The following is a 24,297-nucleotide window of genomic DNA, read 5'->3' on the forward strand; positions in this document are numbered from 1 at the left end:
TCCTACGCCACCCGACGATACACCGCAGACCATCCGTCGAGTCTCTGAAACGCCCACTGCATCGGCTGGGGCAGACTCTCCGCCGCTCCGAGAACCAACAGACCGCCCATCTCTAAAGCTCCGTGGAGCCGTCGGACCATTGTTTCCTGGGCTTTACCATCGTAATACATGAGCATATTCTGGCACGAAATCAGGTCAAAATCTTTAAATATGGCCTCAAGAGGAACGGCGGGCTCGTCATAAAGCAGATCGTGTTCCACGTAACGCACCACGCGGCGCAGCTCGGGCACGACTCGATAACTACAGCCCTCGCATTGAAGAAAACGCTCTACCAGCCGGAAGGGAAGATCCCTCAGCTGCTCATGTGCATAAACCCCCGCACGAGCTGTCTTCAAAGCCTCTCCGTCTCTGTCGGTTGCAAGCACGTGAACGTGCAAATCTTCGCAGTGTCTTTCGGCCGCATCCAATGCGAGCAAAGCCAAAGTGTATGGCTCTTCGCCCGTCGCGCATCCCACCGACCAAAGGCGCAGGAAATGTTCCTCCCCGCCCGCGCGGTTTCGGACCATCTCCGGAAAGATTCGATCTTGCAACATCGCGTAGGTTAAAGGTTCTCGATAAAAACGCGTTTCTTTGACCAAGACAATATTCAAAAGGGCTTCGGTTTCCGTGGGAGAGGCTTCCAGATACTGCACATACTCGTAAAAGGTGGAACAGCCCACGCGCTGCGCTCTTTCACGACACCGCCGTTCCAACACGTGTCGACCGATGCCAGACATCTGAAGCCCATGGCATACTTGGAGGTGATCCATCAACGCTCGAAAGCCATCATCCGCCATGGAAGCTCCTTCTGTAGGGCCACGCCGCTCTAGGCACGAGTCTCTTAAAAAAATGCTCTGAATGCAATAGAACACGACACCAGGGGGAAGGCAAACAACCACTTGGGACCAGATGGGTTTTGTGCTAGTGATGTTTCAATAAGGGATCTTCTGGACCAGGAGGGAATCGCATGGCACGCATGACCGTCCGCACCGCAGCCCAGGCCCTCGGCGTTTCCCCGGATACTCTGGAAGAATACCTGGAACGGACGGGTAAGATGGAATCGATCCGGCAGGGCAAGAGGGTTTTCATCCCAGCCCACGAAGTTAAAGCCTTGCTTGAGGAGAAGAAAAGAAAGACATCCACGGTAAATGCCGCCGCTGCCGACATCAGAACTGCAGCAGCGCCGGAACCGGCTCGGGAAAATGTGATCTCCGTGCCCGCCGGCCAATACGATGCGCTCCTCCAAGAACTGGGGCGGCTGCGTTATCAAAGCCAACTTTTGGAGTTCTACCGGGCGGAAGCCGAAGAAAAAAACGCCTTACTTTTAGAAAAAGAGCATCACATCGGTCGATTGGAAGCGGAACTCGCTTATTTAAAAAAACCGTGGTGGCAACGCCTTCGTCGCCGCTAAAAAGATGACGTGAAAAATGGCGTGATTATGGCCGATATGGCGTGATTATGGCGAAATAAAAAGTGGCGAGGGATTGGGTATCGGGATCAAGGGTGCGGAAAATCAAGCATGGGGCTGGCGCGCATCGGCACGGTCATGGTGGCACACACCTTGCTTATGCAAAGGTCTCGAAAGAAACCAACTCTTTCCTCCTCGAAAAAGGCCAGACGGTACAGCCCCGCCGTCTGGTCTTTTTTTTGATCTAAAAACCCGGCGCAGACACCAGGGGCGGCCTTAACCCTTGAAGGACGGCACCTCCTTTGCCCTGAGGACTTCCGAACTCCAAGGACGTGCTCAAAGCCGAGAAAGGGGAGATCTGCGTCCTCGATGAAGTCATCTTTTCGCCCTCGGCGACGCAGCATCTGCCGGATTCGCTTTTTTTACCGAATGGAGGAACAACGCGGTGGATTCATCATCTGAAGCTTTGGATCGCGTCATATTCGGGAAAACGGGTCTTCCCGTCACACGGGTGGGCCTCGGGGGGGAAGGCATTCTTCGCACCCATCATCAGACCAATGCCGCGGAGGCGGTTATCCACGCGGCCCTAAAGGAAGGCTTGCTGTATTACGACACCGCCCCAGCCTATGCGGGGAGCGAAGACTATTATGGATCGGTGTGGAAAAAGAATCCCAACTTCCGTGAAGGCATTTTCCAGGCCGGCAAATCCGCAGAACGCACCCGAGATGGAGCTCTGCGCGATCTGGAGCGAACTTTTCGCAGACTGGGGATTTCACGTCTGGACCTTTGGCAAATCCACGATGTGCGAACCATGCGGGAGATCGACGCTTTGGAAAAGCCAGGGGGAGCATTGCACGCCTTCTTGGAAGCGAAGGCCGCAGGAATGACGCGCTTCATCGGCGTCACGGGGCATCACGCCCCAGAAGTCCTCACGGAAGCTGTAAAGCGTTGGCCTCTGGACGCCGTTCTCCTTCCCGTCAATCCGGTGGAGGTCCTCCTGGGCGGTTTCCTTGACGAGACTCTTCCTTCCGCCCTTGATAAAGGTCTCGCCGTCATCGGCATGAAAGTTTTGGGAGCGGGGCAGTATCTCGCGCCTGATGCCGGCATTGACGCACAGTCCCTGATCCGTTTCGCCCTGTCGCAGCCAGTGACCTTAGTGGTCGTCGGTTGCCACACCCCGGATCACGTGCGAACCGTGGCGTCCTGCGCTCGGGGTTTTCATCCCATGACCACCGAAGAACAAAACGCCATATTGAAGGTCTTTCGTCCGTACGTGAAAAGGCTTGCCTTCTACCGGGGGACGTTCTGAATCCATGCTGGACCTAAAGGCCCAAGCGGTCCTTAAGCCATTGCTTCAGATCCTCGCTCAGGGCGTAGACCCCCACTCCGGGCTTTCGGCCTTCGCGCTCTACGATGTCCTGGACCATCTGCGCAGGCACTGGGATTTTGGCCACCTCTTCCATGCCTTGGGCGTTACGCCGCACCAAGGTCGCTTGGGGAGGCTCTTCCCACGCGTACACGACGAAATAAACGGACTCCTGCCCGGGTACCGTGGCTGCCTGTCCTCTACGGGACCATCCCGTGCCCCACTCAAGATAGGTTTCTACAGCCCGTTCCGGCGTCATGTCCCAGTCGATTTCATCCAAAAGATCTCGCCGAGTTTTCAGATCATCTCCACTCATCATATGGGCACCACGTCCAAAAAGGTTGCGAAGCAAAAGTTCTCATTTCATCGACGTCCTTGCAGCTATCTTAAGGACGCCCTCAGCTCCGACCAAGGGGTCCGGGCAACTGTTTCGAAAAAAACTTTTTACGTTTTTTGGGGAATCTTCCGAAAAAAGAGTCGGGGAGAAATCATCGATGGAGGTTTATGCATCTTATTACGGTTCCGTGATTTTGGATGCTTCCCGAGACAAAGAGCTCGGCCCGCCCCTTCGTTTCCTCAAGGAGACGGCCCGTTCCTTTGATGAATCGGATGCTGTTCCCGTGGTGGAGTTCGATCCGCGCACGGGGAAATTCCGCATCGATATGGAAGGCGTGGTCGATGCGCAGACGCACAAAAAAGTCGTCGGCGTCCTTCAGGCTCTCGGGCGGTTCGCCAAGGGTGTGGGCAGCTTCACGGTGGAACAGGATGACAAGTCCTTCACCATCTGGATCGGGGCAGACCATGAGGTGCGCCGCACCAAAGCGGGGATCTACCTTCAGGCCGCCATCCATCTGTTGCAGAAAGCCCGGGATCTTGTGGATGACCCTTCAGAAATTCAACAGGTGCTCGAACAGCTGGAGAGCGTGGACTACATCCGCTACGCCAGGGATTTCCACCTTCTGCCGCCCCTTTAAGTTGCCTAAGAGCTTGAATGGAACAGAGGAGTACACCACTCACCATGGCCACCATCGTCACCAAACCCGCTCTGGACGAGATCCTTCGCGCGGTGGATCGGCTGCCCCCGTTTCCCAAGGTGGTCACACGCGTCGTCCCGCTCCTCCGGTCCATGGCACCCATTGCGGAGATCGAGGCAGTGATCCGCTACGATCAGGCCATCACAGCGCGCGTCCTCGCCATTGCACGATCGCCCTTTTTTGCCCGGCGATACAAGATTCGCTCCTTACGCGATGCCATTATCGTTTTGGGGCAACGGCAACTCGTGCAAATCGTTCTCATGGCCTGCTCGGCCCATTATTTTCGGGGGCAGTTACGCGCCTACGATCTGCGAGAAGGTGAGCTATGGGCCCATTCGGTGGCCACAGCCCTGCTCTCTCAGATCATCGCCGAGGATTTGCAACGCCAGCGTGTGCTCACCATCTACACCGCCGGGTTGCTCCACGATATCGGTAAAACGGTCCTGGATCGACAGGTGCCAGATTACTTCGATACCATGTACGTGCTGGTCAAGGAACGACGCATCACATTTCTGGAAGCTGAACGAGAAGTCATCGGCATCAACCATCAGGACCTCGGCGCCCTGATCGCCCACCGGTGGAACTTCCCACCAGAAGTCCAAACCGGGATCCGATTCCACCATAATCCCGCGGAAGCTAAAAATTACCAGGATGTCGCCGCCATCCTTTACGCAGCCAACCGTATCGTGCACAGCGTCGGGATTGGGGTGAGCGCCGGTGATTTCCTGCAGCCCGACTCCGATCAAGTCCTTGAAAAACTCGGGATCACGCAGGAACGCTTGGACACCTATCTTGTCAGGATCATCGAAGCTATGGAAGATGCCCGCAGTTTCTTGACTCCGTGACGGCCCTGACGCGCTACCGCCTACAGATCAAAAGAGAAACCACTGGTTCGACGTCGGAGTAATGCAAACAAGGTCGCCATTTGCAGAAAGGTTTTCCGGAAAGCCGCGGGCCATCCAACGAAAAAGCGGAGGCATCAGGTCCCACGCCCGCCGTCCAATCTCTGACACAGGCCCTTGGGAAAGTTCGGTAAGGACACCATAAAGAAAACGTTGGATTTCCTGGGTCACTTCGGGACTATAGGTTCCATCGTCTCCGCTGAAACCCAGGCTCCCTGGACCAGCCCAGCACCGGAAAAAAAACTCCTCAGCACTCCCGGCTCTCAACACTACAGGTCGGGACGCACCATCGAAACCCGCAAAAAGCATTTCCTGTCGGCGTTCAAACACGCCGAGGTCCTCCTTCCCGGAGGGCAAACCGCATGTCAAAAGGTTGACAACATCATCATACTGGGCCTTCAACCAATGGGGCTGAAGATGGGTCAAAATGACGGTAGAAGGCTCTTCACCGTCGCCAGCCCCATTCAAGAGGTTCCGCACCCGATCTTGCACCCTTGCGAGAAATTCGCCCAGTCCCACACCGGTCATCCACCAGCCAGCACCCAGGGCGTGGATTTTTCGGGCATTAGAAACCGTCACATGCTCCGTTCGGACAAATCCCTGCCTATCGGCTCTTCTCGTCAGCACGTGCTTTTTGTTGTCCGCAGCGAGCAGGCAACATTGCGCCACGGTGAGATAACAGAAGAAACTCATGGTCTTTCCGCCATACGAGCCGGCCGTTGGAGATCAACACTTTTCCCACACGCCCTCGTCCCAAACTTCCACCTGAACAGTTTTGGGATCGATCCCGTAGCGTCTTAAGGCCGAATGGATCGCCATCATCGCCTGTTCCGCGGAATCCGCCGATGCTTTTTCCTCTACGCCCAGTTCCGCATTGGCGAGACGCCAATGCCACCCCAAAGGACCGGGACCAAGGCTTTTCCAATAGATAATGGCGTGCCATGCCATGTTTAACTCCACGTCGATGTGTGGGCCAGCAGTTCGTAGTCCCGAATTACCCCCCGGAGTGGTTGAGGACAAGGCCGATGCGAAAGATAAGCTTCCACAAACGACGCTTCCTCGAAAAGTCCTAGGACGTACGTCACATGACCCGAATATCCTAGAGGGTCGAGCGTCTGAAGGATGCGTGTGAAGTGCTCCGCCAAACTCCAGAATTCTCTGTGCACCACGGGACCCATGTCCCCGCAGGGTTTCAGGGAATACAGGCGCCGGCAACTGAAAGGACGCACAGGATAAATAGTGCATAGCTTCGACGGGTCAAGAAATGGACATGGCAGAAGGAGGCTCTGCTTTTTTCGCGCTCTGTTTTCCGCAATCCTTTGGCGAAGGACGGCGGCTTCAAAAAGCGGCATCGATTCGATGGTGCTTTTGATGCGCAAGGTCTCCAGAGTCGTGGCGCAGATCTCGCCCACGTTCGTGCAGCAATCGGCACAGCCGGAGCGGCATACCGCCTGAGCCACAAAAGGTTCGGCGGCCTTTTGGAAAGACTCATAGAAGCTGTCCAACTCCAGGAATCTCTCTTCCAAGCATTGGTTGGGTGAGGCTCGCTTCATCATCATGGGGATTCTTTCGGCAGAAGTTTCATTGAATGTCCTGGCTGCTTCAGCCGTGAATACATGTTATGGTCAACACGGTTTTCGGCGCAAGCTTTTAGAATGGAGATCCGGAGGAACGGTCGTGTTCACAAAGCTTCTTCTTTTCAAGGTCGTGCTGCCCCTGGTGATTCTTTTGGGAGCCCTTGGACTGGCTCCTTTTCGGTGGGCAAAGCGCTTGCGAGAGAAAATCCACTTTGGCGTGCTCATGCGCCGTGTGTTGATCGTTTTGCTGTGTGTCGGCGCCCTGGCCTATGGTCTCGAATACGTGCTTGACCAATATATGAAAAGTAAGGAAGAAACCCTAAGGCAAAGGCAAGGTGGTCGAACGGGCATCCTGCCTCCGCCCACACACGGCAGGCCTTTGCGTTCCCCTTAACATGGGAGCGCCTCACGGCCGGCGGGAAGAATTTGGAGAAGTCGGCTGCCCGCTTCCGCAGTGGCTCATTCAGGAGGCAACCCATGAAGGAACCCTGGAAACGGCGCCTTGAGAGGAAAAAGTAACATCACGAATCAAAGCCATGGCGTCGAGATGCAAATGATCCCCTTTTTCCACGAGGACCGGTCTGCCAAAGGCCACACGGTAGCGACGCCGAAAAGTCGCGATGTTTTTCCAATCCTTTCGAAATCCACCCCAAATGCCCTGGACGCGAATGGGGAGCACGACAAAAGAGCTGTGTCTGGCAAAAAAACGTAACGCCCCCAAATCTCTGCCCATCCGTCCGTCGCACGAGACGCATCCTTCAGGGAACAGAAAATACACTCGACCTTCCCGAAGCCCTTGAATCACCCGACGCACCACCGCTCGTTCCCGGATATTCACGCATCCCAGACGCGATACGACCCACCGCTTCCAAGGACGATCGAACAGTTCTTTTTTGCCAAGGAAGCTCAGATCCCCAAACCGCTGCACGATGTGCAAATCGAGGACACTACAAATAAAGAGCGGATCCCAAGCGCAGATGTGGTTGGCGATGAGAAGAAGCCCCCTTTGAGATTGTTCGGCGTAAGATAAGGCCGTATCCACATTCTCCAGACCGCTCACCTGGGGCGCCAGGATCAGCCGGTACGGGGGACGCACCATTTTCCATACGGCCAGTTGATAAGGATTCATTGTCCGCACCTCCCCTGAGGCGGCATGCCACCTCGTGTGAGAAGAGTTCTTCTTTATTTCTCTTCGGCGAAGTCGGTGCGGATCTTAAACTTTCTTTATCCTGATCCGTGCGGTCCCCGCCATTTGGATGTTCTTTTGTAGTGATGGTTTTGGGTGAATGCCCAACTTCGGGCCCCGTGATGTCGGTGCAGGGCCCCGCGCCTGCCCTGAATCGCTGCGGTCCATTGGGACGAGGTCGTGCCCGGTGTCAGGGCGACCACGGGAGGTCGCCCCCGCAATGGCACCAATTGCGTGAACGGTACTTGGCATAACGATAAACCTGAATCCATGAAACGAGACGACCTGGGCTTCAGACATCTGAATCGAAGCACCTGGAGGGTGAAAATGCGACAGCACGCCCCATCGCACAGAGGAGATTTATGTATGAGATGATAGCAGCGACAAAAATGGCATTGTAATCACGGAATCCCACGGATCGAGGTTTATCTCATCGGCCTGGTATCCGCATGGTGCGTGACATCTTCCTCAGGTGGGCGAACGGATTACGTACGTGAGGCTTTACGCCACCCCTCAATTTTAAGGGCTAGGGCCTGTTCTTGGCGGCGTCGTGTGATCTGGTGGATGTATTCTCTCAGGTCGCTACGCTTGAGTGGTTCCAATTCCTCATGAAGCCTTGCGCTGGCCTCCAAATCTTTGGGCGTGAGCCCATACCAGCTACAATAATCTTCGTCAAAGATCTCATTGGGCGAATAGTCGCTCCGTCCGAGTCTTCGTGCGAGGTAAAAGCGGGCGGCTTCCATGTCGTATTCTAAAATCCAGCCGCAGTCTTTGACCATGCATCGGTCGTCCCATTGGGCCGAAGCCGAGCACCGGGGACAGTAAAGATGCACGAGGACCTCTTCCGGGAGGATGCTGTCCCGGTGAAAAATGTAGGCCTCTTCCCGGCCGCATTCACATGGGCGTTTTTGATGCAAACACATGGCAGGCTTCCTTTCAGGACTCTGTTTGTTCGGCGGCAAGCAGACGCACCAATGGGCGATCCGCCGGCGCCACGGGATAACGATCCAAGTGGTCTAGCGGTACCCATCGGACATCCGCATGGGCTGTGGGTCGGATTTGGCCGGACACCCACCGCACCCGATACGCCTTGAGCTGAATCTCGCCGTGGTCGTATCGGTAATGACTCTCCCCAAAAAAGGAGAGAACCTCCACGTGGATGCCGAGCTCTTCCTCCATCTCTCGGCGGAGGCACTCCTGCGGCGTCTCCCCATGCTCGACCTTTCCTCCAGGAAACTCCCACAAATACGCCAGAGGATCAGATTCCGGCCTCTGGGCCAGAAGGACACACCCATCCTGTTCTAAGATCGCTGCGGTGACCGTCTTACTGCCCATGCGCGCATCAATTCCCCTGTCCCCCATGAATGGCAAACGCGCACAGATTTGCAAGGCCGCACCGAGGGCATGCAGGCTTCCGGGCCGTGCAGACCTTGCGTCCGTGTAAGATGAGAGCATTGCTGAACCACGTCCATTTTTCCCGGGGAACCAGTTCCATCAGTTGCTCTTCCACAGCTTCTGCCGTCTTTCCCTGAGCGATCCCCAACCGCTGGGATACCCGCAGGACGTGGGTGTCCACCGCAATACCCTCCTGGAGACCGTAGGCATTTCCCAAAACCATGGCCGCCGTTTTTCGCCCCACTCCTGGGAGCTGCACCAAGACTTCCATCGTCTTGGGAACCTCTCCCCCGTATTTTTGAGCCAGCTGCTCGGCACACGCCTTGATGGCCTTAGCTTTGTTTCTATAATAGCCGGTAGGCCGAACAATCTCCTCTAGGTTTTCCAAAGGTTCCAGAGCGAGGGCTGCCGGAGTCGGGCACCTTTGGAAAAGCGTCCGGGTGACCTGATTAACCCGTTCGTCTGTACACTGGGCCGAGAGAATCACCGCGATCAAGAGCTCGAAAGGGTTTCGGAAAACCAAGGCCAGGGGAGCCTCAGGGTAGAGTTCCGCCAACCGGGAGAGAATCTTTTGCACAGGCTTCGGGTCCGGCATGGGATCATGTCTCCTCGGTCCCGGCGTTGCACAACAAGGGCCTAGGACGACTTCTGCTTCCGCCTTTGTTCCTGATATGCCTTCAAATTTTCGGGGATTCCCCTCACCTTGGCCGCTTCACTACGCGATCGGGTCACCACCTTCGCCGCTAGAGAGTCCTTCAGTCGAAATCCCCATTTTTTCTTGTATTCCCTAGGGGTCAATCCGTGACTTCTCAAATGGTTCGCCGTAATTTGACGGAATTGCGCCCCGCACTCCAAGCACACGACACTGTGCTCGCCGATGGATTCATACGGGCCTTTGCCGACTACGGGCTGCTTCGCCGGGATTTTCATTGCACCCACTTGAGGGATCGCTTCGACCGCCGGGGCGCTCTCTTCCAGACCATCCAGCTCCTGGAGCACCCTATAGATTTTTCTCAAAGACTCTTCAATCTCTTCGGTGGTCATCATCCCGGCAGAAGCTTGGGCCTCCACTATTTGAACACACATTTCCAAAAGCCTTTTGCCCATGCGCATCACCTCCATTGTTCCTAAGGTTTATAAACTCGCTCTTTCGTCCGTAAATAACTAAATTCTAAGAACTCAACAAGAGTTTTCTTTGCTAATCTTCTTGGGATGCGATATTTGTGAACCCCGTAGGCTTCCACTCCCACTCACAGAAAAAGGCAAGGGGCGTCTTATGGGTGAAGTGTTCCGTGGCGTTTTTTTGTTGTGGAAAGAAACCCTTGTCTCCTTTGTGCGATAACTCTATGGTCCGCAAAACGATCCGCATTTTGGTTGCCATCATGTTTCTGTGGTCAGCCGCCATCATCGGATTGATCCTCATCTTCCGATGGGTCCCACCTCCGATAACCCTTTTTATGATTCTGGAGAAATTCAACCTCCCGAATGAAAAAAGCCCTGAGAACACCCTGCATTACGAGTGGGTACCGGCTGCGCATATACCTGCGCACATGGCCTTGGCAGTCATCGCGGCCGAAGATCAATCCTTTCTCGAACATTTTGGCTTCGACTTCGGTGCCATCAAAAAGGCATGGGAGGATCATGAACGAGGTGGGAGACTGCGCGGTGCCAGCACTATTTCTCAACAAACGGCAAAAAATCTTTTTCTTTGGCCTGCACGGAGCTTCATGCGCAAAGTGCTGGAGGCCTTCGTTACTGTTTTCATGGAATCGCTCTGGCCCAAAAAAAGAATCTTGGAAGTTTACATCAACACCGCCCAGATGGGACCGCGGGTTTTTGGGGTCGGGGCTGCGGCACGGCTGTTTTTCCAAACAAGTCCTGAAAAGCTGAGCAAAAGACAAGCCGCTCTTTTGGCGGCGGTGCTCCCTAACCCCAAAAGGTTTTCCGCCGCACGGCCCTCGCGGTATGTCGAGAAAAGGGCTGCCTGGATCCTTCGTCAGATGGATCTCCTTGGGGGCGTTCCCATGGTGGAATCCTTTTGGCACCCCAAGAGATCCAAAAAAGACGGTCAAATCCCGCGCGCTTTAAGAATGTCCCAAGAGGCGCATCCGCTCCTTCACCGCCTCTTCTCTCTCTTGCTCCAATCGTTCTCGGAGTTCCCTCAGTTCGTGGAGCCGACTCTCCCAGAATGCTATCGTCTCCGCGTCTCCACCTTCGCCCTCCCGCATCGCCTGCAGACGGTTCTTGATGGTGTCCGCTTCTCTTTTCACCTCCAGGATTTTCTGCATCACCTCCTGTTCGCGATACGTCAACACCGAGGACCGCTCTTTGCAAGTGTACGGCCGGCCTGAGGAATCTACGGGGGTGGGACATCCTCCTTGATCCACCGTCGGAAGCACTGTTTTATTGTTTTCCATGACACCCTCCTCGACTTTCTGCTGCGAATCAACTCCACCCAGAAAGCCTAATGTGTGCGATGCTCGTGATCCTCGTCGACGAGCTTCACCTGGGTTTCACCGTGTCGGCCCGTGCCCGACAACCCTTGTTTCAAATTCTGACAAACCCGACCTCCCCTACTTCAATCCCTCGACGTCCACCCGCCATAATTTTAAACTCCTGAGTATCCATCGGACACGGACACCTCTTTGAGTGTAATCTAAGCACGTCGAAAAGAATGTGCATTCCCGCTTCAGACGATCACGAAGTGGGTGCGTATTTCGCGCTGAGAGCTCTTAAAGACTCGCCGCTTGCGGGACTTTCGGGAAGGGGGTGAACACGCAGTTTCAGTACCGAGGAACGCACCTTGAGATCTTTTCCTGAATCCATCCGATCGCCGCCATTGCTCTGTTCTCTTGTGGTCATGATTTGGAATTGATGCTCGCCTAAGGCCGCGATACCGTAGGGTCAGGCTCCCGGGCCTGCCCGGAGTCGCTGCGGTCCATTGGATCAGGGCGCAGCCAGGTATGGGGGCGATCACGTGGGGCACTCCGACGTAGGCAATACAGCCATAGATGTCTTTGGGCAGAACGATAAAAGGGAGCTTTCGCGTTTTTCCGGCGGCGATCCCTACGCTGGGCAAAATTTGAAATAAACGCTCAGAAAAGCATGAAAAGCGGGACAATGCCGACCAAACTGGAGCTTGAGCCGACGGCCGCTTCGGATCACACGCCCCGCCGAATACATCAGCTCCTGGATCACGGTCTTCCGCTTGGCCAGATGCGGACGGGCGAAAAACGGGCCGGGACTCCGTTTCGCCCCATGATGCACAAGATATTAAATGCCGATCCGCCTAAAGTGTCATCTTTCGGCCGATAATGGTCCAGTAGATGTCAGCCAAACTGGTCCACGGGTTTTCGGCCGATGTGGTCCACTGATTTTCGCCCGAGGTGGTCCGGTCGTTGTCGGCCGAAGTGGTCCAGTGAGATGTTAGTACGGTTCCTCCAAATCGGGCATGGTTTCCTCTCAGCTACGAGTGAGAGGAGCAGCCTATGGGCAAGCGGAGGAAAACGACCGTGGATACCCGGGAACTGTTGCACCGAATTCAGAAACGGGAAAGTGACCGTGCGATCGCACGGCAATTGAAGATGAACCGAAAGACGGTGGCCCACTATCGGAGATAAGCGGAAAAACAAGGACTTTTGGAAAAGGAGTTGCCCTCGGTGGGAGAACTGAGCGAGTTGCTTGAGGAAACGTTCGCTAACTCCAAGCCTCCTCAAAGCTGTTCCTCCGTCGAGCCTTTTCGACAATCGGTGGCCCCTTTACGGGCGACAATTGACAGCCCAACCCGCACGCAAACCGATCAGCCGGGGGTCTCCGACCGCCGGCTTTTTTGAGAACCTGAGCGGATCGGGCGAAACGGCGTTGGATCGAGCTTTTCCGAGTCTGGTTTTACGGCTCAACATGCAGGGAAACTTCCATTTCCTTCGAGGCGGCGGGGCTCCAGCCCCGCCGAAAGGGGTCATGGGAACATCAGGAAATGGCAAGGCCGAACCCGGCGGCCCAGGCGACCTCCGGGGGTCCTTGCGCGTCCCTGAAGGGATGCGCCAGGAAAAATGTGCTCGCCTCCAGCGTTTTCAGGCCGGATCCTAATATCCCCTTTCGCCCCGAAGGATCTCCACCAGCCGACCTCGCTCGAAGCGAAGAATATGGATGAAAGCGGTGGGACCGAAGTTGTAGATCCAGTCTTCCATAATCAGCTTGTCGTGGCCAAAACGGGTTCGGATCTTGCGGTCCCCGACGAACTGCTCATAGTGCGGAGGGCCGCACTTGGCCAGCGCATCCACCTTGAAGTCACCGATCCGGACCAGTCGGCCCGAGCAGCGAAGGGCGAACAGGGAATCTTGCGCTCCGGCGGCAAAGGTCCCGAAAAACACACATACCATGAGACCAAGGAGGAATACCGGGAGCCGCCGCCGATCTTTCCGGGGCGACCTCCCCAGGGATGCCCAAGATCCGTCGGGATTGGAGATTGACTCATGGAAAGCCGCTCCATCTTCCTTGAACCGAGCTTCCAGCAGACGGAAGAGTTGTAACATGAGCCCCCGCACTCCCAAAGGCCGAAAAATGTGAGCTCCTGGCGCAATGTCTGCCGTCGTCGGCGTGCCGCGGCTGCCATATTAAAAAAAGCCGCTTCAGTTCTTCAGACTCGTGGACACCTCCCACGTTTCCGTATCGTAAACCTATCGTGTGTCCATTTTACTGGAGGGGTGCCGCCTGAAAAGCCAGGGTATTCTTAAATCCTGGGTGTACGCCCGGAATGGGGTGGTTTGGGCGTGCCAGCGGCCCCGGGTCTGAGGTGGTTGGGGATCCGGTGCCGTAGGAGCAATGAGGAAGCCAGAGTTCAAGGTCAGTTGAGGACCTTTTGGAACTCATCGAGCGATTGAGCCCGCAGGGCGTGCCGCAGTAATTCCTTGATCTGCCTACGCGAATCGATGGCCATGATCCGCTCTTCCAGATCCCGGGGAATCAGCCCGAAACGTTCCGCCAGTGCCTCCAGCACCATCTCCCGGGCATTCGCCAGCATGCCTTGCTGCAAGCCTTGCTGCAGCCCTTCCTCGTAGCCTTCTTTTTTGATCATCTCGTAGGCCACTGACTCCATCATGATATCCTTCCTCCTGCTCAAAAGCCTTTGAGGCAACTCCCTTGACACCAACCCCGACAACAAGGCCATACAGGTTAAGAGATCCGCCCTTTCAGGTCCGGCCGGCAGCGCATCTGTAAGGGACCGCTCAGCCTCATCAAATACCTCAACTCCCCCCTTCATGAGAGCCACAAAAGGGAAAAGACAGGGATCGCCTTTTTCCAAGACCTCCCTGGCATCCATGGCCGCAAGGGAAATGACCCGAAACGCATACCGAAGTCCCCCATCTTCGAACTTCTCCACCACGGCCCTGCTGGGAGTGAGGAGCAAGACGGCGGGAAGTACCGATAACCCCGTCTTGAGCCGATAGCGTGCGTCGTATTCCAGAAGCCTCAGGGGAAGGTCATGCTCCCAACGGCTCTGCACCTCCAGGAGCACCACGAATACCCGGCCATCGGAAGTCCGGACCCTGATGGGAAAATCGCTCCGCCTAAAAGTGGCGGTTTCCTGGGGCAATTCGAGGATCTCGGATCCCTCCACCTGGAGGCCCAGGAAATATTCCAGGGCGGCCTGCCGGCAGTGGCCCAAGATGACCTTCACCGCAGCATCATAGCTTCCCATGGCTTTCCCCTGGGGTCTGTTTTCGGATGCATGAAGATTAGCATAATCTGGAGGTGGGTGGAAGATGAGCCTCCCCGGGGTTGGTGAATGGGCTGAACAGGGGAAAGCTGGCCGTGGCGGTGGTCACGGGCATCGGACGAGGCGCCCCCGGCTTGGACGAAGCCGCTGGTCAACTCACCCATGCCTTGCGCCTGGAAGGCATGGAGGTTCTGGAAACGTTGAAGATTGTCGGCAATCCGGAATGCATGGTATGCGGATATGGCGAAACGTGCTCCATGAGTGCCATTCCCTGGATCTTCGGCCAAGATGCCCGTATCACGCCGGACAAGTTCCGCCGTGTGGAAGATCAAACCACCGTCTGGGAGCGGGCCCACAAGGTGGGAAAGGAGATTCAAAACCGGCTGCGCTCTGAGCGGGCGATGTGAAGGGGGGAGAAATGAAAGCCCTCGTGGCATGCCGGATTTTCGAGGATGAGTTGCGAGCTTGCCTTGGCGATCGAAGCGATGTGACCATCCATTGGGTGGAGGCGGCTCTCCATGCGGACTTGGGTCGCCTGGAGGAAGGCATCTGCCGTGGACTTCACGAGATTTTGCCCGAAGGCGGTCCGCCGTATCTTCTTTTCGGCACAGGATGCCATCCCGAGCTCAAACGGATTGCCGAAGAAAACGGCATGGAGTTGGCTCCTTATCGCAATTGCCTGGAATGGATGGTTGGCCCGAGAGCGCGTGAGCTGGAAAAGGACCGCACCATGCTCATGACTCCGGCCTGGGTGCGCACTTGGCCGAGCCTCATGGCCGCCTTGGGCTGGGATGTGGTGGAAACGCGTATCCAACTGGGACGTTATGACCAGATCCTCGTACTGGACGCAGGACTCAATCCTCTCAGTGAGGAAGAAATCCTCTCTTTCTTCGATCTGGTTCAGGTGCCGCTGACGGTCGAACCGGTGGATATAAGGGAGTTCTGTACTCGCCTTCGGCAGTTCATCGGATAAGCCAACCGGAGCCTACAGGAGAACCTTGCATGGGATGCCTGTGTGAAGAACTGCTCGGCAAAGATGTGCGGGTCCACCCGGAGTGCATCGGCAATCTTTGGCTCTTCGACAACCTGGAACCGGCGGATATCCAAGCCCTGGTTGCGGCGGCCGAGCGCCGGATCTATGAGGAACGCGAGGTCATCTTTTACCAGGGGGAGGCGCTGCGCCGGATGTTTCTCATCAAGGCCGGACGCGTCAAGCTCAGTAAAGTGTTGGAAGACGGCCATGAGATCACTCTGGACATACGAAAGCCCGGCGATTTTTTGGGCGAGCAGATCCTTTCGGAAGAAACGCTATATCCGGTGAGTGCGGTGTGCATGGAGCGCACCCTGATCTGCGGCTTTACCAAGGAAAGATTCGAGGCACTGATTCGGCAACGGCCGGCTGTGGGGCTTCAGGTGATCCGGAATCTGACCAAGAGAATTCAGCTCTTGACCGATCGGGCGGAGAGCCTGTCCTTTTCCAATCTGGAGGAGCGCCTCTATAGGGTGCTGGTGACCGTGGCCAGGGAGCACGGCAGGCGGACCGCCGGGGGCTATGCCATCCATTTTCCTTTGACCCACGAGGAATTGAGCTTTCTCGTGGGAGCCCATCGAGTGAGCATCACTCGGGCCATGGGGAGACTCCGGGACGGAAGACGGATCGCCGTGCAGGACCGTCATGTGGTTGTCTACGTGGAGCCATCGAATGAGAGCTGATCCGCGGCGGGCCGAGCGTAAACATACGCCGGCCGGATCCGGGCGGAAGTTTCCGACCGCCGGGGGGAGCCACGTTCCAACCCACAAATTCCTCCCCCTCGATGGGGGAGGTTAGGAGGGGGTGATCCCATCGGATCATCTCCATCCCCCCTGCTCAACAAGGGCAAAAGATAGCCCCTTCCTACTATCCGACCCCCTCCCCTAACTCCCACCAGGGGAGGGGAACTTTTAAGCACCCATCATGCCCCTAGCTCCAGCTCGGCAAACACCGCCGGGCGGGAGCCTGGCACTCCCAGCACGTCAACCCAGGATATCCCCACTCAGATCGCTCCATGCCTTCAAGCCATCTCCTGCCCATATCCCGCACTGGACCATCTCCACTCGTGCGGATTTTTACACAACCCTGCCTTCACGGGGTTGTTGTGTATGTAGGCGATCACCGCATTCAGATGGTGCTGATCGCGGATGTATCGATCCCAATAGTCTCGCATCCAAAAACGCTTGCCGGGCACGCTGATCCCCAGCTCAGCGGCATGGGCCAGCGCCCACCTGCCGGTGTAGGATTTCCACGACTGCACAATCTTGGACAAGGGAGCCTGCTGATCGATCAGCACATGCACATGGTTGGGCATCACGCGCCAGGCCAGCAGCCGGTAGCGTGAGCCGTCGAAATACAAAAGGGTATTCTGCATCAACGCGGCAAGACGTGGATGGCGCAAAACGCAGCAGCCCATGCCCAGATCCAGCCACGCTTCGATGCGCTGACGCTTCCACTTCTCCCGCTCGTTTTCGGGCTTGGTTGCCAGTTCTTGCTCCAACTGCCGCAATCTCTCCTGTGGCAACGAATCGGCCAGGCGAAAGGTGACGGATTGGAGCAAGGCCGGCGCATCCAAATGAGGCAGATACCCCCGGCTGTACCAGCCTTTGTAAGCGTGATTCTCTTTACCGGGCTGGAGCCCGGTGTTCCCAGTGTGCTCGTTTTTGCCGGGCTGCGACCCGGTGCTCCCAGGGGGCGGGCAACCAGGGCTCGACATCACTGGGAACGCCGAGCTCTGGCTCGGCAATACCTTCCGCGCTGAACCGCAGGATCCCAGCCTACCAGGTTGGTGTTTCATGGCGCCACCTCCGGCTTCACCAGCCGCACCCGGCCGGTGAGCAGTTACTGCTGGGTTGCCCTTCCAATAAAATGCACATGTCAGATTTACGATCCAAAAACAAGGAAGGCATGCATCAATTCAGGGGCTCTACACGGGTGGCCGCCACCATGATCACTGACAAGGGACAAATGATCCACATCCGAAAGACTTCTGAGGCGGAGCCGATCCATGTGGAAATGTACAATGCCCTCAGACTTCCGCTCTGTCCCTGGAAAAGGGTCCTGAGCATCGATTGAAAATTTGTAGGGAAGAATGAAAAACCACATTCTAACAATAACAACAAGTTCCACAAAAAAGTGACAAACTTGGGCTAGGAGCCTGCCTGACAATGGCCTTTCGCCCTTTTGTGGCCTTCTGACCAGTTGAAATTTCACCGATCCTGTGGTGCTTTTTGAATTCCGAGACGGCCTTGTAGGGGCGGGTTCGGAACCCGCCCCTACAAGGCCTGGCCAGACCGACCGCACGGCCCCGCAGGCATGAATCTGGGCGTTCCCGGACAAGTTTCTAGGTTTTGAAGATCCTCAGGCGCCAAGCCATGAGCTTTGCGAGCATCTTTTTCGTCCTCGGGGTGAGTCGGCTTCGGTTGTATAAATTGCCCGCCTTGCGCACACTTTCCCCCACGGTGGCATAAGGGTGGATGGCGGCCGCCAGGCCTTTCAGGCCGATCTGGTGAGTGATGGCCAGGCTCAGCTCCCCGATCATGTCGCCGGCGTTGGGCGCCACCAAGGTGGCCCCGACGATTCGATCGCTTTCCTTGCGCGTATGGACCCGCAGCATCCCCTCGCTTCGGCCTTCAAGGACGGCCCGGTCCACTTGGGAAAGAGGAAGGTCGAAGGTCCGGATCTCCACTGCTTGCTTGCGAGCCTCCTTTTCTTAAAGGCCCACATGGGCGATTTCCGGGTCCGTGTAGGTGCACCAAGGGATGGTGAGGGCACTGGCCTTGGCTCGGCGCCAGAACAGGGCGTTTTGGATCACGATGCGAGCCATGAAGTCGGCCGCGTAGGTGAACTGGTAGGGGGAACACACGTCCCCGGCTGCATAGATCTTCGGATGGGTAGTGCGAAGGCGCTCGTCCACGACCACGCCCTTGGGCGTGGCGGCCACTCCCACACGGTCCAGATCCAATCCTTCCAGGTTGGGGGCCCGGCCCACCGCCACCAGGAGATGGTCCACGTCCACCTGCCTGGCACGACCGTGGGTGTGCACCCGGATACGCACCGCCCCGTCCGGGCCGGGACTCAGTGTCAGGTCCCGCCCGCGGCACAAGAGTTCCACTCCATCGGGCTCCATGGCCCTCCACACGATCTGTGGGCGTCCGGATCCTCCCGGGGAAGAATCCCGTGCAGAGCTTCCACCAGAAAGACCCTGGATCCGAACCGGGCGAAGGCCTGGGCCATCTCGCAGCCGATGGGACCAGCGCCGATGATCCCCAGGCCCTGGGGAAGCTCGGTCAGGGAAAAGAGCGATTCGTTGGTGAGGTAGGGAACCGTTTCCAAGCCGGCAATGGGCGGAGCGGCGGCACGGGCTCCGGTGGCGATAACGGCCTTTTGAAATTTGAGACGTATGCCGTGAACGTCCACCGTTTGGGAATCCACAAAGCGCGCATTCCCGAAGAAAACGTCCACCCCCAGCTCCGCAAGCCGTTGGGCGGAATCATTGGGGGCGATGGAGGTCCGCAGGCGGCGCATGCCCTCCATGACCCGTGGAAAGTCCACGCGGACGCCTTCCGGGACCTGGACACCGAAACGGTAAGCGTCGCGCACCGCTGCCGCGGCGCGCGACGCAGCCAGAAGAGCCTTGGACGGCACGCAACCCACATTGAGGCAGTCTCCGCCGAGCAGGTGCCGTTCCACAAGAGCCACCCGGGCGCCCAGGGCCGCAGCGCCGGCGGCGGTCACCAACCCGGCGGTGCCCGCTCCGATGACCACCAGGTTGTAGCGGGAAGCAGGCTCGGGGTTCTTCCAGTCCGCCGGAAGGACCAAGGAAGCCAATTTCCGGTTCGCCTCATCCCAGGGCTGCAGCACGGCGGGCGTGTCTTCCGAGTTGTAGATCACCATGATTCTCCCTTCTTGGGCGAGCCCGCGCGGCGTGCCTGCCGGAGCCCGACCGATGGAAATGTCCCCCATCCTTCATTCCGTTGGGGCTTGAGCAGGAGGTTTTCCCACCAGCCATGGACTCCGTTGGTCACGCTGCCAACTCCGTCTATCCCTCCATCGTCACGCCGAAATGCCCTGGTCCGCGCATCCGTTGAGATTTCTGAGCAAAGGGCAGCGGGCGCCAAGACATTCGCGGTTCTTTGCCTGCTAGCGGCATTTGAGGGGATGGTCGGCGCCCAATGGGCGATCCAGGATGTGGTTGGAGAGTTCGCCCGCTTTCTTGAGAGCGATCTAGGAATCCCGCTGGCAGCAACGGGCGGCATCCAGGGCCGCGATCTCAGCCAGGGCCGCTCGAGTGGCCTGCTGGGCCAGGCGGCGTTTAAGGCCCCGGCGGAACTTCCCACCAAAAGATCGGGCCGGATGCCGGACTCCAGCACGGCGCGCAACATGCCCACTTGGGCCGCACCCAGGGAGACGCTCCGGAAAAGACAAAGGCAACCGGTTTCGGTGGGCCGTGGAGTTGACGGGACATGGCGTTTCCTCGTTGAAAAGGCCGGCCGGCGATTGGGCCGGCGCCGAAAGGGTCTTGACGGCTCCGGCGTTAGGGCCCACCCGCCGGGCCGCCCCCATTGCTTTAAGGCCAGGCCGGCAGCACGGGCCCAGCAGGTGGCCCCAACCTTCCGTTCGCATAAGAAGGGAAGAACCTGGGCGTCGTGGCACAAGCTGCTAGGGACCCTGGAGGAGGAAGTCGACCACGGCCTCCTTTTCTCGTTCCGAAAGGTCGGCAAAGGAAGGCATGGCTTGATAGGGGGTATTCAACTGGGCCCGAATGTTTTCCCGCGTAGCCGGTCGGCCGCTGGAAGGAAGGACACCGCTCCGGAAAATCCCCCCGAGACCAGGACCGATTTTGGCCTCCTCTCTGTCGCTGTAATGGCAGCCAGCGCATTTTTGGGCGAACACCCGCTGTCCCAGGCCCTGCTCATCTTCGGACCGGGCGGTAGCGCCCCCGTGGGTGGACCCGATCAGATAAGCCCCGGCAGACAGCGTAACGGTCGTCAGCACTAGCACGAAGACGGTGAACCCGAAGGGGGCGACGAAGGAAAAGAGTTTTCGGTAGAACCCGACGATACTGATCTTGACGGTGAGCAGGGCCAGCAAGAGTGCCGCCGTGAGGGCATGCGCGGCACCGCGCGGGGTCATATCACCTCCCGAAGCCCGGAGGATGAACAGGCACAAAAAGGCGATGGCCAGCAGCCAGACGAAGGCGACCCAACCCACGGTTCGGTGTGCCCGGCGGAGCTTTTGTGAGTCGAATCGCTTGTCCGGCCGGCCCAGCAGTTCCAGCATGGTGAAAAGCTGAAGGCATGCCAAAATCACAAGCGGCAAGGACAGCCAGGACTTGAGGGTCAAGGAAATCATGACTTCTCCCATGGCTTGGGCGCCGTATCAAAAACCGGCCCGGCCGCAGAAGGGCGCTGACCGCCAGTGCGATCTGGGTCCCAACACACGGCCGGCATGGTGGTCATTTCGCGTGCAGGTAACGCCAGTCCTTGGTCTTGTGCACACTGTGGCATTGGATGCAGCCTTGGACCTTGCCGGCGGCCATCACCTTTCCGTCCGGACCGTATTTGGCCCAAAACCAATCCCCTCCATCGGGGTTGTAACCCGCCACCTTGTACATGGGAGTCACGGCCATGAGGGTCTTCTGGTCTTTCCCGTAGTTTTCCTTGACGATAATGGCTCCATAGGGCATGGGCCGGCCTTCCTTGGCCGCCTGGTAGGCCACGTCATTCACGTAGACCTTGAGATAAGCCCCGTGGGGGCTCTGGCCCGGGTAGATCCCTTCCTTGCCCGGAAAGAAACGCCACGCTGTGTAGTTGCTTTCCCGGGTGATGTAGTTCCAGAACGCGCCGGGATCCGTGCTGGGAAGATCCGCGGCCGGGAGCGTGCAGACCGCCCCCAAAATGACCAACCATGTCGTGGCAATAACCAGTTTTTTTCCCATCCTGACCTCCTATTTTAAATTGGCTGACCTTTAAGGGACTGGAAAAGTCCACCCGTTACCCAAGATGATAACCAAAACGGTGCGGGCAAGTCGGTAAGGCCGCTTACCTTTTGTGCGGATTTTGGTTTCCCCGGTTCCTCCGTGGTTTGCCCAGGTGTGGAAGACGGGATGCCCCCCGGATCCTGGCAGGAACCGAAAAGAATTCTCCAAAATCGGAGGACATCCGGGCGTTCCGTTTGCAATCCCTTACGAGGCCAACTCCTTCAGCTTGTCCAAATCTCTGACCACCAGGTGCTTTCCATGGCTGGTGAGGATGCCTTTCCTCTTGAAACGGTTCACCGTGGCGGTGACCGTTTCGCGGGTGGATGCGATCAGTCTGGCCAAATCCTTGTGAGTCAGCCGGACCGTTATGAGGATCCCTTGATTGGAAGGGACTCCAAAATCATCCAGCACGTTGAGCAGCGTCTTGGCCAGGCGCTGCTCGACCGTGCAGTGGACCAGATCCACCAGGCGGTTTTCGATCTTGCGCAGCCGGAAACGGATGAGCTTGGTGATTTGCAGGGCCAAACCGGGAATGGTTTGTAAAAGCTCCTGGAAGCGATGGCTGGGTATGGTGCAGATGAGGCCGTCTTCGAGCATGACCGCCGATTCGTCATGCTCTCCGGGCTCACCGGCGACCAACTCCCCGAAAAGGGAGCCGGACTTGAGGATGTCCAGAATGATTTCCTTGCCGTCCGGCGTCAATTGGGTGATTTTTAACGTTCCCCTTTTGAGGATGTACACATTGGGATCCGAAGATCCCTGTTCATAAAGGCGCTCGCCTTTGGAAACAGTGCGCATGATAGCCGCTTCACCGATGAGCCGGTGATGCTCTTTACCGAGGCGTTCAAAGATTGGCAGGTTCCGAAGGTACCAGATCTTGGTGAGCGCCGCGGCGCCTTCCATTGTTTCCCTCCCAACGGCCGCTTGAAAGCCCAACTGTTGCGTGAATCAGTGAAGTGTGGTTGTGTGGACTGACCAGCGTGTATTCGGAACCCACCTTGGGGGTCACCGATGCCCTGATTCAGCCACTTTTTCAGGGCATCGCCTTTCCAAGGACTGAAAAGCCCTCATGACGATGCCATTTCAGACAATTTCGGACATACCTCACCCCCCTTTATGGCCAAAGGAGCTCTCGCGTTTTTCCGGCACCGATCCCTACGCTGGGCAAAATTTGAAATAAACGCTCCGAAAAGCGGGACAATGCCGCCCAAACCGCAGCTTCAGCCGACGGCCGCTTCGGACCACACGCCCCGCCGGATAGATCAGCTCCTGGATCACGATCTTTACGCGACACCGCTTGGCCCGATTCGAACGGGCGAAAAACGGGCCGGGACTCCGTTTCGGCTCAAGATGCGCAAGATATTAAATGCCGATCCGCCCTGGGTCAACACCAGCGCATCGGCGGCAAACTTTCCAGACAGCAATCGTCCCAAGTTCGGGGCGGACTTGATCGCACTGGGAATCGGGTCGATCGGACCCCGATTCTCGAACAACCGGATCACTTGGACGGAAAGCGACATCCACCAGCCCCCCCGGCTCGATGTCGGGCCGGATCAGCATTTGCCCCGACGACATTTATGGCCATTGGAAGAGCACGCGCTTGACCCAGACTGATGCAGCCTGCTTGCTGGGGATGAGCCTGCGAACCTTTCGCCGACGTGTTGATCGCTTTGAGCGCAGTGGTGCGGGTGCACTCATGGACCAACGGTTTGGTCGGAAGTCACACCCACCTGCTCCTGTAAACGAAGCCGTGCAAGTTCTTGGAACGTAGCAGCAAAACCATCGAGGTTGGAACGCAAAGCACTTTTATTCCTGGTATCGGCGCGGCGGGGGTCAGCGTAGCGACTCCAGAGTGAAATGTCGGCCTCTGGAAGCCGGTCTGATGCGAAAGCCACCGGCGAAGGGTAGGCATAGGAAGAGGCGACTGCGAGTTCCATGGCCCTGTGTGATGATTCACGAAGACAGCAGCTTCCATTACGCATGCTGGATGTGCGGGCGCTCCACGATTCGCCCCCTCCAGTTCCCTACCCCCGAAAGGAAACAGAAGACGACAGGCCAGGCCCACAAGAGCTTTACTTATGCGTCTAGGGGACAATTGCAAACCGAGGTGCAAACAGCCAGGCCGTAGGCATCACCCGCCCAGACGGTTCCCACCTCGGTTCGCAATAGGGTCGCCGCCTTCATGAGTTGCTCCCGTCGGTGTCGGGATTGGGCTGGGAAATTCCCATTAGATCTGAGATTTTTTTTGAACCTCGATGATCGTCTGCGCCTTCTTGATTTGATCTCTGAGGCGTTGATTTTCCCGCTCCAATTGGGTTACCCGTTTTGCGAGATGGCGGTCCGGGTTCGGTTTTCGCCCCCTTTTTCGGGGAGACAATGCTTTGAGCTGCCCCTCGTCTCGTTGTCTGCGCCAGGTGGTCAAATTCGATGAATGAAGACCTTCCCGTCAAAGAAGGGCGCCGATCTGCCCAGGCAATGTGCAGGCATCGGCTTCCTTGAGGGTGCGCAACTTATAAGCGGCAGTGAATTTGCCGCGGCGTTTCTTTTCCATGACCTGCGGATCCAGGTCCTTGAGATTGGCCTCCGTGGGGGCAACTCCAGCCGCCCACGGGCTCCTTCCATTTCCCCCATGCCTACTCTTGTTTGCCGATTCTAAAC

General features: G+C 57.2%; 29 protein-coding genes and 2 pseudogenes. 12 read left to right on the forward strand and 19 right to left on the reverse strand.

Annotated elements, in window-relative coordinates; genetic code table 11:
• Positions 1–2 precede the first annotated feature (2 nt).
• Positions 3–836, reverse strand: a complete 834-nt coding sequence (locus tag ACZ5K9_RS03870; RefSeq protein WP_464273105.1) for a CheR family methyltransferase — start codon at positions 834–836, stop codon at positions 3–5.
• A 170-nt stretch (positions 837–1,006) separates the two neighbouring features.
• Between ACZ5K9_RS03870 and ACZ5K9_RS03875 the strand changes: the two genes are divergently transcribed.
• On the forward strand, positions 1,007–1,450 hold the full coding sequence (locus ACZ5K9_RS03875; RefSeq protein WP_464273106.1) for a helix-turn-helix domain-containing protein: 444 nt from the start codon (positions 1,007–1,009) through the stop codon (positions 1,448–1,450).
• Between the two features lie 442 nt (positions 1,451–1,892).
• Positions 1,893–2,756 (forward strand): aldo/keto reductase, encoded by an 864-nt coding sequence (locus ACZ5K9_RS03880; protein WP_464273107.1) that lies wholly within the window; start codon positions 1,893–1,895, stop codon positions 2,754–2,756.
• A 13-nt stretch (positions 2,757–2,769) separates the two neighbouring features.
• Here the strand turns inward: ACZ5K9_RS03880 and ACZ5K9_RS03885 are convergent, their stop codons facing one another.
• Positions 2,770–3,132, reverse strand: coding sequence for a DVU0772 family protein (locus tag ACZ5K9_RS03885; RefSeq protein WP_464273108.1), 363 nt, complete (start codon positions 3,130–3,132; stop codon positions 2,770–2,772).
• 175 nt (positions 3,133–3,307) lie between these two features.
• Here ACZ5K9_RS03885 and ACZ5K9_RS03890 point away from each other — a divergent pair, with 175 nt between their 5' ends.
• Positions 3,308–3,787 (forward strand): hypothetical protein, encoded by a 480-nt coding sequence (locus tag ACZ5K9_RS03890; protein ID WP_464273109.1) that lies wholly within the window; start codon positions 3,308–3,310, stop codon positions 3,785–3,787.
• A gap of 44 nt (positions 3,788–3,831) precedes the next feature.
• The gene (locus ACZ5K9_RS03895) at positions 3,832–4,692 is read left to right on the forward strand and encodes an HDOD domain-containing protein (protein ID WP_464273110.1); all 861 of its coding nucleotides are present in this window, start codon (positions 3,832–3,834) and stop codon (positions 4,690–4,692) included.
• Positions 4,693–4,719: 27 nt separating this feature from the next.
• On the opposite strand, the gene ACZ5K9_RS03900 is transcribed toward ACZ5K9_RS03895, so the two are convergent.
• From ACZ5K9_RS03900 to ACZ5K9_RS03910, 3 genes are read right to left on the reverse strand one after another with little or no spacing between them, the layout of a single operon-like run.
• Entirely contained in the window at positions 4,720–5,442 is a 723-nt protein-coding gene (locus tag ACZ5K9_RS03900; RefSeq protein WP_464273111.1) for a hypothetical protein, read from the reverse strand.
• A gap of 33 nt (positions 5,443–5,475) precedes the next feature.
• Positions 5,476–5,697, reverse strand: a complete 222-nt coding sequence (locus tag ACZ5K9_RS03905) for a hypothetical protein (RefSeq protein WP_464273112.1) — start codon at positions 5,695–5,697, stop codon at positions 5,476–5,478.
• Positions 5,698–5,699: 2 nt separating this feature from the next.
• Positions 5,700–6,308, reverse strand: a complete 609-nt coding sequence (locus ACZ5K9_RS03910) for a YkgJ family cysteine cluster protein (protein ID WP_464273113.1) — start codon at positions 6,306–6,308, stop codon at positions 5,700–5,702.
• Positions 6,309–6,426: 118 nt separating this feature from the next.
• Here ACZ5K9_RS03910 and ACZ5K9_RS03915 point away from each other — a divergent pair, with 118 nt between their 5' ends.
• Positions 6,427–6,720: a hypothetical protein gene (locus ACZ5K9_RS03915; protein WP_464273114.1), complete on the forward strand. Its 294-nt coding sequence runs from the start codon at positions 6,427–6,429 to the stop codon at positions 6,718–6,720.
• Positions 6,721–6,789: 69 nt separating this feature from the next.
• On the opposite strand, the gene ACZ5K9_RS03920 is transcribed toward ACZ5K9_RS03915, so the two are convergent.
• The 5 genes from ACZ5K9_RS03920 to ACZ5K9_RS03940 form a co-directional block, all read right to left on the reverse strand.
• The gene (locus tag ACZ5K9_RS03920) at positions 6,790–7,455 is read right to left on the reverse strand and encodes a lysophospholipid acyltransferase family protein (RefSeq protein WP_464273115.1); all 666 of its coding nucleotides are present in this window, start codon (positions 7,453–7,455) and stop codon (positions 6,790–6,792) included.
• Positions 7,456–7,997: 542 nt separating this feature from the next.
• Positions 7,998–8,435: a hypothetical protein gene (locus tag ACZ5K9_RS03925; protein ID WP_464273116.1), complete on the reverse strand. Its 438-nt coding sequence runs from the start codon at positions 8,433–8,435 to the stop codon at positions 7,998–8,000.
• 13 nt (positions 8,436–8,448) lie between these two features.
• Positions 8,449–8,847, reverse strand: coding sequence for a (deoxy)nucleoside triphosphate pyrophosphohydrolase (locus ACZ5K9_RS03930; RefSeq protein WP_464273117.1), 399 nt, complete (start codon positions 8,845–8,847; stop codon positions 8,449–8,451).
• A 7-nt stretch (positions 8,848–8,854) separates the two neighbouring features.
• Entirely contained in the window at positions 8,855–9,502 is a 648-nt protein-coding gene (nth, locus tag ACZ5K9_RS03935) for an endonuclease III (RefSeq protein ID WP_464273118.1), read from the reverse strand.
• A 41-nt stretch (positions 9,503–9,543) separates the two neighbouring features.
• The gene (locus ACZ5K9_RS03940; RefSeq protein WP_464273119.1) at positions 9,544–10,014 is read right to left on the reverse strand and encodes a MucR family transcriptional regulator; all 471 of its coding nucleotides are present in this window, start codon (positions 10,012–10,014) and stop codon (positions 9,544–9,546) included.
• A 275-nt stretch (positions 10,015–10,289) separates the two neighbouring features.
• Here ACZ5K9_RS03940 and mtgA point away from each other — a divergent pair.
• Positions 10,290–10,856: pseudogene (mtgA, locus tag ACZ5K9_RS03945) on the forward strand (monofunctional biosynthetic peptidoglycan transglycosylase); the annotation flags it as partial.
• Positions 10,857–10,991: 135 nt separating this feature from the next.
• Here mtgA and ACZ5K9_RS03950 read toward each other — a convergent pair.
• Entirely contained in the window at positions 10,992–11,324 is a 333-nt protein-coding gene (locus ACZ5K9_RS03950; protein ID WP_464273993.1) for a hypothetical protein, read from the reverse strand.
• Positions 11,325–12,395: 1,071 nt separating this feature from the next.
• Between ACZ5K9_RS03950 and ACZ5K9_RS03955 the strand changes: the two genes are divergently transcribed.
• Positions 12,396–12,527 carry a hypothetical protein gene (locus ACZ5K9_RS03955; protein ID WP_464273120.1) on the forward strand — a complete coding sequence of 44 codons (132 nt, stop codon included), beginning with the start codon at positions 12,396–12,398 and terminating at the stop codon, positions 12,525–12,527.
• Positions 12,528–12,992: 465 nt separating this feature from the next.
• Here ACZ5K9_RS03955 and ACZ5K9_RS03960 read toward each other — a convergent pair whose 3' ends face one another.
• Both ACZ5K9_RS03960 and ACZ5K9_RS03965 read right to left on the reverse strand, forming a co-directional pair.
• On the reverse strand, positions 12,993–13,442 hold the full coding sequence (locus ACZ5K9_RS03960) for a DUF2845 domain-containing protein (RefSeq protein ID WP_464273121.1): 450 nt from the start codon (positions 13,440–13,442) through the stop codon (positions 12,993–12,995).
• 311 nt (positions 13,443–13,753) lie between these two features.
• The gene (locus ACZ5K9_RS03965) at positions 13,754–14,608 is read right to left on the reverse strand and encodes an RpnC/YadD family protein (RefSeq protein WP_464273122.1); all 855 of its coding nucleotides are present in this window, start codon (positions 14,606–14,608) and stop codon (positions 13,754–13,756) included.
• A gap of 113 nt (positions 14,609–14,721) precedes the next feature.
• On the opposite strand from ACZ5K9_RS03965, the gene ACZ5K9_RS03970 reads away from it, so the two are divergent.
• Genes ACZ5K9_RS03970 through ACZ5K9_RS03980 form a run of 3 tightly spaced genes read left to right on the forward strand, consistent with a single transcriptional unit; the run spans position 14,722 to position 16,339 of the window.
• Complete coding sequence (locus ACZ5K9_RS03970; RefSeq protein ID WP_464273123.1) at positions 14,722–15,033, forward strand: hypothetical protein; 312 nt, start codon at positions 14,722–14,724, stop codon at positions 15,031–15,033.
• 11 nt (positions 15,034–15,044) lie between these two features.
• On the forward strand, positions 15,045–15,599 hold the full coding sequence (locus ACZ5K9_RS03975) for a DUF1638 domain-containing protein (RefSeq protein ID WP_464273124.1): 555 nt from the start codon (positions 15,045–15,047) through the stop codon (positions 15,597–15,599).
• A 29-nt stretch (positions 15,600–15,628) separates the two neighbouring features.
• On the forward strand, positions 15,629–16,339 hold the full coding sequence (locus ACZ5K9_RS03980; RefSeq protein ID WP_464273125.1) for a Crp/Fnr family transcriptional regulator: 711 nt from the start codon (positions 15,629–15,631) through the stop codon (positions 16,337–16,339).
• A 338-nt stretch (positions 16,340–16,677) separates the two neighbouring features.
• Here the strand turns inward: ACZ5K9_RS03980 and ACZ5K9_RS03985 are convergent, their stop codons facing one another.
• Positions 16,678–17,157, reverse strand: a complete 480-nt coding sequence (locus ACZ5K9_RS03985) for an REP-associated tyrosine transposase (protein ID WP_464273126.1) — start codon at positions 17,155–17,157, stop codon at positions 16,678–16,680.
• Between the two features lie 407 nt (positions 17,158–17,564).
• Here ACZ5K9_RS03985 and ACZ5K9_RS03990 point away from each other — a divergent pair, with 407 nt between their 5' ends.
• On the forward strand, positions 17,565–17,732 hold the full coding sequence (locus tag ACZ5K9_RS03990; RefSeq protein WP_464273127.1) for a hypothetical protein: 168 nt from the start codon (positions 17,565–17,567) through the stop codon (positions 17,730–17,732).
• A 268-nt stretch (positions 17,733–18,000) separates the two neighbouring features.
• Here the strand turns inward: ACZ5K9_RS03990 and ACZ5K9_RS03995 are convergent.
• The 5 genes and pseudogenes from ACZ5K9_RS03995 to ACZ5K9_RS04015 all read right to left on the reverse strand — a co-directional run bounded on the left by ACZ5K9_RS03995 (position 18,001) and on the right by ACZ5K9_RS04015 (position 22,542).
• Positions 18,001–19,553 (reverse strand): annotated as a pseudogene (locus ACZ5K9_RS03995) (mercuric reductase).
• Positions 19,547–20,041, reverse strand: coding sequence for a hypothetical protein (locus tag ACZ5K9_RS04000; RefSeq protein WP_464273128.1), 495 nt, complete (start codon positions 20,039–20,041; stop codon positions 19,547–19,549). Before ACZ5K9_RS04000 ends, ACZ5K9_RS03995 begins: the two are co-directional and overlap by 7 nt.
• A 277-nt stretch (positions 20,042–20,318) precedes the next feature.
• On the reverse strand, positions 20,319–21,023 hold the full coding sequence (locus tag ACZ5K9_RS04005; protein ID WP_464273129.1) for a c-type cytochrome: 705 nt from the start codon (positions 21,021–21,023) through the stop codon (positions 20,319–20,321).
• Between the two features lie 91 nt (positions 21,024–21,114).
• Positions 21,115–21,597, reverse strand: a complete 483-nt coding sequence (locus ACZ5K9_RS04010; protein WP_464273130.1) for a cytochrome P460 family protein — start codon at positions 21,595–21,597, stop codon at positions 21,115–21,117.
• Between the two features lie 246 nt (positions 21,598–21,843).
• Positions 21,844–22,542: a Crp/Fnr family transcriptional regulator gene (locus ACZ5K9_RS04015; protein ID WP_464273131.1), complete on the reverse strand. Its 699-nt coding sequence runs from the start codon at positions 22,540–22,542 to the stop codon at positions 21,844–21,846.
• 637 nt (positions 22,543–23,179) lie between these two features.
• Between ACZ5K9_RS04015 and ACZ5K9_RS04020 the strand changes: the two genes are divergently transcribed.
• Entirely contained in the window at positions 23,180–23,410 is a 231-nt protein-coding gene (locus tag ACZ5K9_RS04020; protein ID WP_464273132.1) for a helix-turn-helix domain-containing protein, read from the forward strand.
• Positions 23,411–24,297 lie beyond the last annotated feature (887 nt).

It is taken from the genome of Desulfosoma profundi (assembly GCF_055387865.1).

Coding starts and splice junctions, on each gene's coding strand:
- ACZ5K9_RS03870 (WP_464273105.1), bottom strand. CDS start 836: ATGGCGGATGATGGCTTTCGAGCGTTGATGGATCACCTCCAAGTATGC.
- ACZ5K9_RS03875 (WP_464273106.1), top strand. CDS start 1,007: ATGGCACGCATGACCGTCCGCACCGCAGCCCAGGCCCTCGGCGTTTCC.
- ACZ5K9_RS03885 (WP_464273108.1), bottom strand. CDS start 3,132: ATGATGAGTGGAGATGATCTGAAAACTCGGCGAGATCTTTTGGATGAA.
- ACZ5K9_RS03890 (WP_464273109.1), top strand. CDS start 3,308: ATGGAGGTTTATGCATCTTATTACGGTTCCGTGATTTTGGATGCTTCC.
- ACZ5K9_RS03895 (WP_464273110.1), top strand. CDS start 3,832: ATGGCCACCATCGTCACCAAACCCGCTCTGGACGAGATCCTTCGCGCG.
- ACZ5K9_RS03900 (WP_464273111.1), bottom strand. CDS start 5,442: ATGAGTTTCTTCTGTTATCTCACCGTGGCGCAATGTTGCCTGCTCGCT.
- ACZ5K9_RS03905 (WP_464273112.1), bottom strand. CDS start 5,697: ATGGCATGGCACGCCATTATCTATTGGAAAAGCCTTGGTCCCGGTCCT.
- ACZ5K9_RS03910 (WP_464273113.1), bottom strand. CDS start 6,308: ATGATGATGAAGCGAGCCTCACCCAACCAATGCTTGGAAGAGAGATTC.
- ACZ5K9_RS03920 (WP_464273115.1), bottom strand. CDS start 7,455: ATGAATCCTTATCAACTGGCCGTATGGAAAATGGTGCGTCCCCCGTAC.
- ACZ5K9_RS03925 (WP_464273116.1), bottom strand. CDS start 8,435: ATGTGTTTGCATCAAAAACGCCCATGTGAATGCGGCCGGGAAGAGGCC.
- ACZ5K9_RS03930 (WP_464273117.1), bottom strand. CDS start 8,847: ATGGGCAGTAAGACGGTCACCGCAGCGATCTTAGAACAGGATGGGTGT.
- nth (WP_464273118.1), bottom strand. CDS start 9,502: ATGCCGGACCCGAAGCCTGTGCAAAAGATTCTCTCCCGGTTGGCGGAA.
- ACZ5K9_RS03940 (WP_464273119.1), bottom strand. CDS start 10,014: ATGGGCAAAAGGCTTTTGGAAATGTGTGTTCAAATAGTGGAGGCCCAA.
- ACZ5K9_RS03950 (WP_464273993.1), bottom strand. CDS start 11,324: ATGGAAAACAATAAAACAGTGCTTCCGACGGTGGATCAAGGAGGATGT.
- ACZ5K9_RS03955 (WP_464273120.1), top strand. CDS start 12,396: ATGGGCAAGCGGAGGAAAACGACCGTGGATACCCGGGAACTGTTGCAC.
- ACZ5K9_RS03960 (WP_464273121.1), bottom strand. CDS start 13,442: ATGTTACAACTCTTCCGTCTGCTGGAAGCTCGGTTCAAGGAAGATGGA.
- ACZ5K9_RS03965 (WP_464273122.1), bottom strand. CDS start 14,608: ATGGGAAGCTATGATGCTGCGGTGAAGGTCATCTTGGGCCACTGCCGG.
- ACZ5K9_RS03975 (WP_464273124.1), top strand. CDS start 15,045: ATGAAAGCCCTCGTGGCATGCCGGATTTTCGAGGATGAGTTGCGAGCT.
- ACZ5K9_RS03980 (WP_464273125.1), top strand. CDS start 15,629: ATGGGATGCCTGTGTGAAGAACTGCTCGGCAAAGATGTGCGGGTCCAC.
- ACZ5K9_RS03990 (WP_464273127.1), top strand. CDS start 17,565: ATGCATCAATTCAGGGGCTCTACACGGGTGGCCGCCACCATGATCACT.
- ACZ5K9_RS04000 (WP_464273128.1), bottom strand. CDS start 20,041: ATGTTGCGCGCCGTGCTGGAGTCCGGCATCCGGCCCGATCTTTTGGTG.
- ACZ5K9_RS04005 (WP_464273129.1), bottom strand. CDS start 21,023: ATGGGAGAAGTCATGATTTCCTTGACCCTCAAGTCCTGGCTGTCCTTG.
- ACZ5K9_RS04010 (WP_464273130.1), bottom strand. CDS start 21,597: ATGGGAAAAAAACTGGTTATTGCCACGACATGGTTGGTCATTTTGGGG.
- ACZ5K9_RS04015 (WP_464273131.1), bottom strand. CDS start 22,542: ATGGAAGGCGCCGCGGCGCTCACCAAGATCTGGTACCTTCGGAACCTG.
- ACZ5K9_RS04020 (WP_464273132.1), top strand. CDS start 23,180: ATGTCGGGCCGGATCAGCATTTGCCCCGACGACATTTATGGCCATTGG.